Here is an 11,182-nt window from a genome sequence, read left to right as displayed (position 1 = left end):
CACGCCGGTCTGCGACCGACGGCGCAGTGCGGCCGGCTGTTCGGCACGCGGTGCGGCCGGTGCAGCGGCGCGGCAGCGCGGGTCAGCCCGCGAGGGGGCGCGCGAGCGCCCCGATCCGCCGCTGCCAGAGCGCCGCGCGACCGGCAACCGCCGCGACCGCAGGCCCGCCGCGCCACGCCGTCACCACGCGGATCCCGTGCAGCGCATTCACGGCCCAGACCTCTGTGCCGGCGAGGTCGGCGGGCGCGGCACGCTCCTCCGAGACGGTGACACCGAGCGCCGCGGCCAGCACGCGCACGGATTTCGCGGTGACACTGTCCACCCGCACGAGGTCGGCGGCCGGCGCGCACAGCGTGTCGCCCCGCCACCAGAGCAGCGCGGTGGTGGTTCCGTCGACGACCGCGCCGCCCGGCCCGAGCAGCACGAGATCGTCGACGCCGTCGGCGCGCGCGGCGTCGCGCAGGGCGTTGAGGGTGGCGAGGTCGGGGCCCTTCCGGCTCGGGATGCTCCGCGGCTCCGGCCCGTCGTAGGTCCGCAGCACGGCGGAGGCCGTGAGCGGCGGAGCCAGCCGCATCAACAGCGACAGCTGCCACCGCGCCGCGCCCGCGCCCGATCCGGAACCGCGCGCCACGCCCGCGGATACCGCGCCCTCTCCGCTCGCGCCGCTCACGCCCGCGCCCGCAGCGGGCACGCCGCCGCCGATCCGGCTGAGTTCCACCCGCGGGAACCACCGGTGCACGGGCGGGATCGCCCCGAGCGCCGCGTCCCAGAATGCCGCGAGCAGCGTCTCGTTCATGAATCCCGCTGCTGCTGCCGAGGCGAAGAACCGTTCCCGGTGCAGATCGACGGCCCGCACCCGTCCGGAGTCGACCAGCCAGGAGTCTGCGACCTCGAGGTGCCGCCGGGCATCCATCACCGGAGCAGCCGCGATCAACGACCCGTCGCGGAAGAGGAAGCGACGAGAACCGGCAGAGCCGGCGGGACCGGCGGCAGCAGACGTAGTCATGATCAGTTCACGCTAGCAACAGCGAGCCGCAGGCAACGTTCAGTACAATTGACTGCTGGAGACGCGACCACCCGAACCGACTCCCGCAAGGCCGCACTGTGCGGTCGTTCCCCGACGATTGAGACTCACGTGACTATCGAACGCGATTCCGCTGTGCGCGGCGCCGAAGACGACGCAACATCCGGCGCAACCGGCGCAGAATCCGGCGCAACCGGCGCAGCACCCGACTCCGCCCGCTACGACTTCGAGGCCCTCCAGAACAAGTGGCTGCCGGTCTGGGACGAGTCGGAGCCGTTCCGCACCGATCTCGAGAACGACAAACGCCCGCGCAAATACATCCTCGACATGTTCCCGTACCCCTCCGGCGACCTGCACATGGGCCATGCCGAGGCGTACGCGCTCGGCGACGTGATCTCGCGCTACTGGCGCCACCAGGGTTTCAACGTGCTGCACCCGATCGGCTGGGACTCGTTCGGCCTGCCCGCCGAGAACGCAGCCATCAAGCGCCAGATCGACCCGCGCGAGTGGACGTACGCGAACATCGACCAGCAGAAGGCGAGCTTCCGGCGCTATGCGGGCTCGTTCGACTGGAGCCGGGAACTGCACACCAGCGACCCCGAGTACTACAAGTGGAACCAGTGGCTGTTCCTGAAGCTGTATGAGAAGGGCCTGGCGTACCGCAAGTCGAGCTGGGTCAACTGGGACCCGGTGGACCAGACCGTGCTGGCGAACGAGCAGGTTCTGCCCGACGGAACGTCCGAACGCTCGGGCGCCGTCGTCGTGAAGAAGAAGCTCACGCAGTGGTACTTCAGGATCACCGACTACGCCGACCGCCTGCTCGACGACCTGAAGCAGCTCGAGGGCACGTGGCCTGCGAAGGTCATCGCCATGCAGCGCAACTGGATCGGCCGCTCCGTCGGTGCAGACGTCGACTTCGCCATCGAGGGCCGTCAGGCGCCGGTGACGGTCTTCACGACACGCCCCGACACGCTTCACGGCGCCACGTTCATGGTGGTCGCCCCCGAGTCCGAGCTGGCCGCCGAGCTCGTCGCCGACGAGTCGGTTCCGGATGCTGCGCGCCAGCGTTTCGCGGAGTACCTGGTCGAGGTGCAGAAGAGCACCGAGCTCGAACGCCAGGCCACCGACCGCCCCAAAACCGGCGTCTTCCTGGAGCGCTACGCGATCAACCCCGTCAACGGTGAGCGCCTGCCCGTCTGGGCGGCCGACTACGTGCTCGCCGACTACGGCACCGGCGCGGTCATGGCCGTGCCGGCGCACGACCAGCGCGACCTCGACTTCGCCCGCGCGTTCGGCCTGCCGGTGCGCGTCGTGCTCGACACGAACCAGCCCGTCACCGGCGCCATTCCCGTGCTGGTCGACGGAGAGCTCCCGGATGACCTGCCGCCGCTCGACCCGGCTTCCACCGGCAAGGCGCTGACCGGCGACGGTCGCCTGATCAACTCCGGGAACCTCGACGGATTGAGCAAGAACAAGGCGATCACCCGCGTGATCGAGCAGCTGGAGGCTCAAGGATCGGGTCGGGCGGCCAAGAACTACCGGCTCAGGGACTGGCTGATCTCACGCCAGCGCTACTGGGGAACGCCGATCCCGATCATCCATGGGGCCGACGGTGCGGAGATTCCCGTGCCCGAAGACCAGCTGCCCGTGCTGCTGCCCCCGACCGAGGGCCTGAACCTGCAGCCGAAGGGCACCTCGCCGCTCGGTGCAGCGACCGACTGGGTGAACGTGCCTGACCCGCGCGACGGCTCGCCCGCGCTCCGCGATGCAGACACGATGGACACCTTCGTCGACAGCTCGTGGTACTTCCTGCGCTTCCTCTCGCCGAACGACGACACGAAGGCGTTCGACCCGCGCGAGGTCGACAAGTGGGCCCCGGTCGACCAGTACGTCGGCGGTGTGACGCACGCGATCCTGCACCTGCTGTATGCGCGATTCATCACGAAGGTGCTGTTCGACCTCGGCTACGTCTCGTTCACCGAGCCCTTCAGCGCCCTGCTCAACCAGGGCATGGTGCTGATGGAGGGGTCTGCGATGTCGAAGTCGAAGGGCAACATCGTGCGCCTCAGCGACCAGCTCGACGAGCACGGCGTCGACGCGGTGCGCCTCACGATGGCGTTCGCGGGTCCGCCCGAAGACGACATCGACTGGGCGGATGTGTCGCCCTCCGGTTCCGCGAAGTTCCTGGCCCGCGCGTGGCGGCTCTCGGGCGACGTCACGTCGGCACCGGAGGTGAACTGGCGGGACGGGGATGTCGCGCTCCGCCGTGTCACGCACCGGTTCCTCGCCGAGGCCCCCGGCCTTGTCGAGGCGTTCAAGTTCAACGTCGTCGTCGCGCGCATCATGGAGCTGACCAACGCGGCCCGCAAGGCTGTCGACAGCGGTCCGGGAGGTGCGGATCCGGCCGTGCGCGAGGCCGTCGAGACGATTGCGCTCGGACTCTCGCTGTTCGCGCCGTACACCGCGGAAGACATGTGGGAGCGGCTCGGTTACCCGCCCTCGATCTCCGCGTACGGTTGGCGGGGCGCCGACCCGGCCCTCCTCACCGAGGAGTCGGTCACCGCCGTCGTGCAGGTCGACGGCAAGGTGCGCGCCCGCCTCGAGGTCTCACCGAAGATCTCCAGCGAAGAGCTCGAGAAGCTGGCGCGCTCGTCGGAGGCCGTCGTGCGCTTCCTCGGTGACCGCGAGGTCGTGAACGTGATCGTGCGGGCGCCGAAGATCGTCAACATTGCCACAAAGGCACGTTCGTAGCAGTTCTCCACAGATTCGGGGCCGGGCGGATGCTCGGCCCTTTCTGTTTCGTACGGTCGGTGCATGCGCGATGTACCCGGTGTGAGTGGCAGGTCTGAGAGGCCTGGTGTGCCTGCGGCGCGGGCGGCTGCGACTGTGCCGCTGCCGTGGGAGATCGAGGTGCCCGGGCGCGATTCTGAGCTGGAGCCTGAGCTGGAGCCGCCTGCCGCCCGTTCGAGACTCCGGCTCGGCGTGGGCGCCGCCGTGGTGCTCGTGATCGTCGCCCTGGTGTGCGCCGTCCTCGTGTCGATGTTCGCTGGCCACGGGCGGGCCGAGGTGGTCGCGCTGCCCTCTGGCGCGGGAGGTCCGTCTGGGTCCACGGTCTCGGGCGCGCATGGTGCCACCCTCGCTCCCGCCTCGGCGGAGGCGTCTGCCCCGGTGGGTCATTCGTCGGAGACGCTGATCCTCGTGCACGTGCTGGGGGCGGTCGTGCATCCGGGGCTCTTCGAGCTCCACTCCGGTGACCGGGTGATCGACGCGATCTCGGCTGCCGGGGGTTTCAGCGAGAAAGCCGACCAGGGCCGGCAGAACCTCGCCCGCGTGATGGCGGATGGGGAGCAGCTGGTGATCCCGGAACAGGGAGCTTCCCTGCCCCCGGGGTCTCCCGGGTCGGGTGCCGGAGGCAGCGGGAGCGGCGCCGGTGGCGTGGGCGGTGCCGGAGCAGTGGGTGGCGTGGGCGGCCCGCCGCCCCCTCTCGTCAACCTGAACACCGCCGACCAGGCCACCCTGGAGACTCTTCCGCACGTCGGACCGGCCATGGCCCAGCGCATCATCGCCTGGCGCACCGAGAACGGCCGTTTCACGCAGGTCGACGACCTGAAGAACGTGTCCGGTGTCGGCGACAAGACCTTCGAGGCCCTGGCCCCGCTGGTGACGACATGACCCGGCCCGCATCCCAGGGCACCCCTGCGGCGAAGCCGGCCCGTCCGGCCTTCACCGCCAACGCTCCCACGGTGGCTCTGTCCGACCTGCGGTTGGTGGTTCCGGCCGCCTGCTGCTGGCTGGTGGCGGGGCTGCTGGTCGGGCTGCCTCGCGCGGCGCTCGCCGAGGCCGCGGGCTGGTGCGCATCTGTCTTCTTTGCGGCATCCGTAGCTGTACTCCTGATTGTGATCGTCCTTATGTTTGTCCCGCTTCCGCGAGGCATCGAGCGGGCCAAGTTGGATGTTGGCCCGCTACGGCGGAGCCCATCGAGGCGGGCGGTGCGAGCTGGCGCCACACGGCGGGGGCCGCTCCGGACCGCGGTTGGAACGCTGCTGACCGCGACCGCTCTCTGCTTCGCCGCAGGCGGGCTCGTCTCGACCTCCGTGGCCGCGCAGCTCCCCGACCGCGATCCTGTAGCGCTGGCGCCACTGCTCGCGCACACGGTCACGGTTCAGCTCACCGTGGCCTCCGCACCGGTCGCCTCCGACCCCACGCCGCAGGCGGCGAGCGAGACGCAGCTCCGGTTCACCGCCACCGCCCTCTCTGTGCGCTCCGGATCGACCTCGGTTGAGGCGCAGATGCCCGTGATGGTGTTCGTCCGTGCAGGAGCAGACACGCCCCAATACGAGATCGGCGAACACCTCGAAGCGACGGGCAGCCTTCGACCGACAGACCCCGGCGAGAGTGTCGTCGCCCTGCTCTACACCGACAGGTCACCCACCCTCCTCGAGCCCTCGCCCTGGTACCTGGGCTGGGCGAATGGGCTTCGCGCCTCCTTCCGGCAGAGTGCCGTCGGCCTGCCGGGCGACGGCGGACAACTCGTTCCCGGTCTCGCCATCGGCGACGTCAACCTCGTCAGCGACGACCTCGACGCTCAGATGAAAGGCAGTGGACTCAGCCATCTCACCGCCGTCTCGGGGGCGAACTGTGCCATCGTCGTGGCGGCCATCATGCTTCTCGGCGGAGTGGCCGGGCTCTCCCGTCGCGCCCGGATCGTGCTGTCGCTCACCGTCATGACCGCGTTCGTCGTGCTGGTCACTCCCTCGTCGAGCGTGCTTCGCGCTGCGGTCATGGCGACCATCGTGCTGGTCACGCTCGCTTCGGGTCGGCCGCCGAAGGGTCTGCCCGCGCTCGGGCTCGCGACGATCATCCTGCTCGCCTGCGACCCGTGGCTCGCCCGCAACTACGGCCTCGCGCTCTCGGTGCTCGCCACCGCCGGACTCCTCGTGCTCGCGAAGCCGCTGCACGGGTCCCTGTCGAGGTGGATGCCCGGCTGGCTCTCCCTCGTCATCGCCGTCCCCCTGGCGGCCCAGCTAGCCTGCCAGCCCGTGCTCGTGCTACTCACGCCGACCATCTCCACGTACAGCGTGCCGGCCAACCTGCTCGCTGAGCCCGCTGCTCCCGTGGCCACGGTGCTCGGGCTCGTGTCGTGCGTCGGGGGAGTTGCCGTTCCGTTCCTCGCTCCGGTCGGCGCGTGGCTCACCTGGGTGCCCGCCTCGTGGATCGCCGGCGTCGCCCGGTTCTTCGCGACAGCACCGGGGAGCGCCCTGCCCTGGCCAGCAGGAGTCGCGGGCATCCTGCTGGTGGTGCTCGTCAGCGCCGCCGGCCTCGTGCTGCTGTTGCTCCGACCGCACGCCGCGCCAACCCAGGTGACCCAGCCACACCCGCAGCTCCCGCTGCCCTCTCCACCTCGGACACCCGGCCCGCGACGGCGTGACGCCGGGCGCACCGTGCGCCTTCTCTCCGGCGGCGTCCTGCTGCTCACGCTCGCCGTCTACCTCGGCTCCACGCTCTCGGGCACCGTTTTTCCGGCGATCGGGTGGCCGGCCGACTGGCAGATCGCGGCCTGCGACATCGGCCAGGGTGACGCCGTCGTGGTGCGAAGTGCGGGGGCCGGGCCAGACCAGCCCGACCGCATCGCGTTGGTCGATGTCGGCCCCGACCCGACCCTCCTGCACGCCTGCCTCGACGAGCTCCACATCGAGGCCGTCGACCTGCTGGTGCTCACCCACTACGACCTCGATCACGTCGGCGGCCTCGACGCGGTCGTCGGGCGCGTGGGCACCGTTCTGATGGGCCCGCCGGAGGATGCCCGTGACGAACGGATGGCAACGACTCTCACCGCGGCCGGAGCGGACGTGCGGCAGGCGCGACGGGGCGACACCGGTTCGCTCGGCGACATCGGCTGGAAGGTGCTGTGGCCGGAGGCGGGCACGGCTCTCCGCGGCAACGACGCGAGCGTCACCGTACAGTTCTCCGGGTCGATCAGTTCTCTCTTTCTCGGGGATCTCGGCGAGGACTCGCAGCGACTCCTCGCGCACGCGAGCGCCGTCTCCGGTTCCCCGGGGGACGCGCTCCCCGACGTCGACGTCGTGAAGGTCGCCCACCACGGCAGTGCCGACCAGAGCGAGCCGTTCTACCAGGCGATCACGGCGGAGGTGGGCCTGGTCTCCGTCGGAGCGGACAACCGGTACGGGCATCCGACCGACCGGCTGCTCGGAATCCTCACCCGGGCCGGCACGGCCGCCTACCGCACAGACCTGCTGGGGATGATCGTGCTGGCCCCGTCGCCTGAGGGGATCGTCGTGTGGTCGGAGGGTCAGGCTAGGGTTGAAGCTCGACCGAAGTGAGGGTGTTGTGGCTGCTGTGAGAGGGTCGCGTGCGGGAGCCGCGCGGGGAGGCGCGGGCGGATCCGGTGCGGCCAGAGGCTCGACGAAGGCGCCGGCGCCGGTCATCCCGCAACTGACCTGGGAGCAGATCCGGCCAGCCTCCGTGGTGCTCGTGTCGGGCACGGAGACCTTCCTGGCCGAGCGCGCCATCCGCCAGCTCCGGGAGCTGCTGAAGGCTGAAGACCCGAGCCTCGAGATCGTCGACATCGACGCCTCCGGGTACGCGCCGGGGGAGCTGCTCACCATGGCGAGCCCTTCGCTGTTCGGCGAGCCGCGGATGATCAGGGTGGCGTCCGTCGAGAAGTGCACCGACGCGTTCATCGCCGAGACGATCGAGTACCTGGGGTACCCGGCCGACGACACCACGGTCGTGCTCCGGCACGGTGGGGGAGTGCGCGGCAAACGCCTGCTCGACGCGGTTCGCGCCAGCACGGGCGACGTGGTGGAGGTGGTCTGCGCCGAGCTGAAGAAGGATTCCGAGCGTTACGATTTCGCCGTGGCGGAGTTCAAGGCCGCGGGCCGTCGTGTCACACCGAGCGCCGTGCGGGCGCTGGTCTCCGCGTTCACCGACGATCTGGCCGAACTGTCGAGCGCCTGCGGCCAACTCATCGCCGACACCAGCGACGAGATCACCGAGGTCACGGTCGAGAAGTACTACTCCGGGCGGGTGGAGACGAACGCCTTCGCCGTGGCCGACAGCGCGATCGCGGGGCACTACGGGGAGGCGCTCACGCTCCTGCGCCACGCGCTCGCGACCGGAGCCGACCCGGTGCCGATGGTCGCCGCCTTCGCGATGAAGCTCCGCACGATGGCGAAGGTCCTCGGGTCACGGGGTGCCGGCGGGCAGCTGGCCGGACAACTCGGTCTCGCACCCTGGCAGATCGACCGCGCTCGCCGCGACCTCCAGGGCTGGACCGGAGAGGGCCTCGGCCGCAGCATCCAGATCCTGGCGGAGACCGACGAGAACATCAAGGGCGGCAGCCGCGACCCCGTCTACTCCCTCGAACGGATGATCGCCACCGTCGCCTCGCGCGGCGAGCGCTGACGCCCACCTCCCGCCTCGCCTCTGCGGCTCTCCTGCGTGCGCCGAGTCGACCAGGATCGGCCCTCGCGAATCGCCAGCCGCGGAGCGCAGAAAAGCCCCGCCGAGGCGGGGCTTTTCGAAGCTGGTACAGCGGAGCGCGAGAAGCGCGCGCGGAGCTAAATTAGCTCAGCGCGGCGACCGACTTGCTGATCGACGACTTGCGGTTCGCAGCCTGGTTCTTGTGGATGACGCCCTTGCTGGCGGCCTTGTCGAGCTTCTTGCTCGCGAGGGTCAGCGCCGTGGCGGCCTTTTCCTTGTCGCCGGCTGCAACGCTCGACTTGACGGCGCGGATGGCCGTCTTCAGCTCACTCTTGACGGCCTTGTTGCGCTCGTGAGCCTTGGCGTTGGTGCCGATTCGCTTGATCTGGGACTTGATGTTTGCCACTGAAATACCCTCTGTATCTGTTGGTCTGTAAATTTCTGATGTGATGAATCGCAGCCCGCGCAGACGAATACTTGAATCACGACCATAAAACGTCAGTGAGTCGGAACGCCTCGGGCGCGGCTACGGAAGCCAAGGGTCAACGCTACCAGTAGCTGGCGTGAACGACAAACATACTACCGTTGAGGGTATGCCCAGTCTTGCTGCCCACATGGACTCCGTCCCCCCGTCCGGCATCCGGCGCATCTTCGAACTCGCCCAGTCGCTCGACGACGTCGTGTTCCTGGCGGTCGGCGAGCCGGATGTGGCCGTCGCGCCGCACATCCTCGAGGTCGCCGAGAGCGCCTGGCGGGCCGACGACACCGACTACACCCCGAACGGCGGCATTCCGGAGCTCCGTCAGGCCATCGTCGACAAACTGGAGCGGCAGAACGACATCACCGTCGACACCGAGCAGGTCTGGGTGACGAACGGCGGCATGCATGCGCTCTACCTCGCGATGACGCTCACGCTCGCTCCGGGCGACGAGGTGCTGCTGCCTGATCCGGGATATTCGACCTTCGCCATGAACGCCCGGATGATCTCCGCCGTGCCGGTTCCCTACACCCTGAAGCTCAGCAACGACTTCCTCCCCGACCTCGATGAGCTCGAACGCCTGGTGACAGGCCGCACGCGCATGATCATCATCAACTCGCCGTCCAACCCGCTCGGCGCCATCTTTCCGAAGCACGTCATCGAGAACCTGCTGGCCTTTGCGAAGAAGCACGACCTGTGGATCCTGAGCGACGAGGTCTACGAGTGCTTCACCTACGGTGCCCTGCACACGAGCGTCGCCTCCCTCGACACTGACGACCGCGTCTTCTCCGTCTTCTCGCTCTCGAAGACCTACGCCCTGACCGGAGCTCGGATCGGGTACCTCGTGACCCCGCCCGGCATGGCCGCCCTGATGCGGTCGGCGCAGGAGGCGATGATCAGTTGCATCAACACACCCACCCAGCGGGCGGCTGTTGCGGCGATCACCGGCCCGCAGGAACATGTCGCCGCCGCGGCCGCCCACTACCGGGAGAACCTCGGCGTCGCCACGCGCCTGCTCGACGAGCTCGGGATCCGGTATCTCGAGCCGTCCGGTGCCTTCTATCTGTGGGTGGATGTCTCGTATGCGACGAAGGGTGACGTCGCCGAATGGGCGGAACGTTTCCTGCTCGAGCAGCGCGTGGCAGTGGCCCCGGGCAGTGCGTTCGGGCGTCACGGCGAGGGCTGGATCCGCCTGTGCGTGGCCGCCTCCCCGCACGACATCGAGACGGGCATCCGGCGCCTTCCGACGCCGCCGCGCTCGGCGGGTCAGCCCGCGTAGGAGCCGGTGCTCAGCTCGTCGAGGAGCGAAGGCCCCTTCGGCTCCCAGCCGAGGTCGCTCCGCGCGGCCGATCCGGTGGCCTGCTGGTCGAGCAGCAGAGCTTCGGCGAACGGCTTGCCGAGCATCTCGAACGTCTCCTCGTCCGTCGACGGCGACACGCGGCCTTCGAGACCGGCGGCGGTGGCAGCCGCCTCACCCAGCTGGCGAACGGTCGGGTTCTCCCCGCCGACGCCGAGGTACACACTGCCGGCCGCGGCCTTGTCGAACGCCAGGATGTAGAGCTCGGCGAGGTCGTCGACGAACACCGTGCTCCAGTGCTGGTCGCCGCTGCCGATCAGTTTCAGCGACGACTCACCTGCCGCACCCGTCTCGCCGGAGACGACGGTCGTGCGCGGTGCGTGCACCACCATGTTCGGGATGCCCTGGCCGTAGCCGTACACGATGCCGGGCATGATCAGGGTCGTCCTGACCCCTTCGGCGCCGAGCACCCGCTGCTCGACGGCTCCGCGCCACGCAGTGATCGCCGGCGGATCCTGGGGCGTGGACTCGGTCAGTTCGGCGCCGTTGCCGAGAACCCAGACGCCGCCGGTGTGCACGTACGGCTTGTCGCTGCCTTCGAGGCCGGCGAAGACGGCGGTGACGAGTGCGTCGTCGACGGCCGCGCTCGTCTCGTCGCCGGGGGAGGCGAGGTGGATGACCCCGTCGCTCAGGAGCGCCTGCTCTTCGAGCAACTGTGTGTCGGTGATGTCGCCGACCACGGCCTTCGCCCCGAGCTCGCTCACCGTGGCGGCCTTCTCGCCCGAGCGGACGAGGGCTGTCACCTCTCGTCCCTGGGCCAGGAGCTGGCGGAGAACTGCTGAACCTACGAAACCGGTCGCACCGGTCAGAAAGATACTCATACCTCTTTCAACTCCTCCACAGCCCAGAGATTCCCGTCAGCTCTCCACAGGTTTGGGGG

General features: G+C 69.4%; 8 protein-coding genes. 5 read left to right on the top strand and 3 right to left on the bottom strand.

The genetic code is table 11. The features are described 5' to 3' along the window. Window positions 1–82: 82 nt before the first annotated feature. A complete protein-coding gene (locus FB464_RS08215) occupies window positions 83–1,006 on the bottom strand; it encodes an aminotransferase class IV (protein ID WP_116414296.1) in 924 nt (307 codons plus the stop codon). A gap of 153 nt (window positions 1,007–1,159) precedes the next feature. On the opposite strand from FB464_RS08215, the gene leuS reads away from it, so the two are divergent. From leuS to holA, 4 genes are all read left to right on the top strand, one after another. Then, complete coding sequence (gene leuS / locus FB464_RS08210) at window positions 1,160–3,775, top strand: leucine--tRNA ligase (RefSeq protein WP_116416515.1); 2,616 nt, start codon at window positions 1,160–1,162, stop codon at window positions 3,773–3,775. Between the two features lie 108 nt (window positions 3,776–3,883). Further along, window positions 3,884–4,696 (top strand): helix-hairpin-helix domain-containing protein, encoded by an 813-nt coding sequence (locus tag FB464_RS08205; RefSeq protein WP_246092976.1) that lies wholly within the window; start codon window positions 3,884–3,886, stop codon window positions 4,694–4,696. Beyond that, window positions 4,693–7,365, top strand: a complete 2,673-nt coding sequence (locus FB464_RS08200; RefSeq protein WP_116414298.1) for a ComEC/Rec2 family competence protein — start codon at window positions 4,693–4,695, stop codon at window positions 7,363–7,365. Before FB464_RS08205 ends, FB464_RS08200 begins: the two co-directional genes overlap by 4 nt. A 16-nt stretch (window positions 7,366–7,381) precedes the next feature. Then, window positions 7,382–8,449, top strand: a complete 1,068-nt coding sequence (gene holA, locus FB464_RS08195; protein ID WP_116416516.1) for a DNA polymerase III subunit delta — start codon at window positions 7,382–7,384, stop codon at window positions 8,447–8,449. A gap of 160 nt (window positions 8,450–8,609) precedes the next feature. Here holA and rpsT read toward each other — a convergent pair whose 3' ends face one another. After that, a complete protein-coding gene (gene rpsT, locus FB464_RS08190) occupies window positions 8,610–8,873 on the bottom strand; it encodes a 30S ribosomal protein S20 (protein ID WP_116414299.1) in 264 nt (87 codons plus the stop codon). A gap of 187 nt (window positions 8,874–9,060) precedes the next feature. On the opposite strand from rpsT, the gene FB464_RS08185 reads away from it, so the two are divergent. Then, window positions 9,061–10,224 (top strand): pyridoxal phosphate-dependent aminotransferase, encoded by a 1,164-nt coding sequence (locus tag FB464_RS08185; RefSeq protein WP_116414300.1) that lies wholly within the window; start codon window positions 9,061–9,063, stop codon window positions 10,222–10,224. Here FB464_RS08185 and FB464_RS08180 read toward each other — a convergent pair. Next, on the bottom strand, window positions 10,212–11,123 hold the full coding sequence (locus FB464_RS08180; RefSeq protein WP_116414301.1) for an NAD-dependent epimerase/dehydratase family protein: 912 nt from the start codon (window positions 11,121–11,123) through the stop codon (window positions 10,212–10,214). The two genes, FB464_RS08185 and FB464_RS08180, sit on opposite strands and share 13 nt — an antisense overlap. Between the last annotated feature and the right edge of the window lie 59 nt (window positions 11,124–11,182).

Origin of the sequence: Subtercola boreus (genome assembly GCF_006716115.1) — a bacterium.
GTDB classification, from domain to species: Bacteria; Actinomycetota; Actinomycetes; order Actinomycetales; family Microbacteriaceae; genus Subtercola; species Subtercola boreus.
Note: the sequence above shows the minus strand (reverse complement) of the source record. Positions and strands in the feature narration are given on the sequence as shown.

Coding starts and splice junctions, on each gene's coding strand:
- FB464_RS08215 (WP_116414296.1), bottom strand. CDS start 1,006: ATGACTACGTCTGCTGCCGCCGGTCCCGCCGGCTCTGCCGGTTCTCGT.
- FB464_RS08200 (WP_116414298.1), top strand. CDS start 4,693: ATGACCCGGCCCGCATCCCAGGGCACCCCTGCGGCGAAGCCGGCCCGT.
- FB464_RS08185 (WP_116414300.1), top strand. CDS start 9,061: ATGCCCAGTCTTGCTGCCCACATGGACTCCGTCCCCCCGTCCGGCATC.
- FB464_RS08180 (WP_116414301.1), bottom strand. CDS start 11,123: ATGAGTATCTTTCTGACCGGTGCGACCGGTTTCGTAGGTTCAGCAGTT.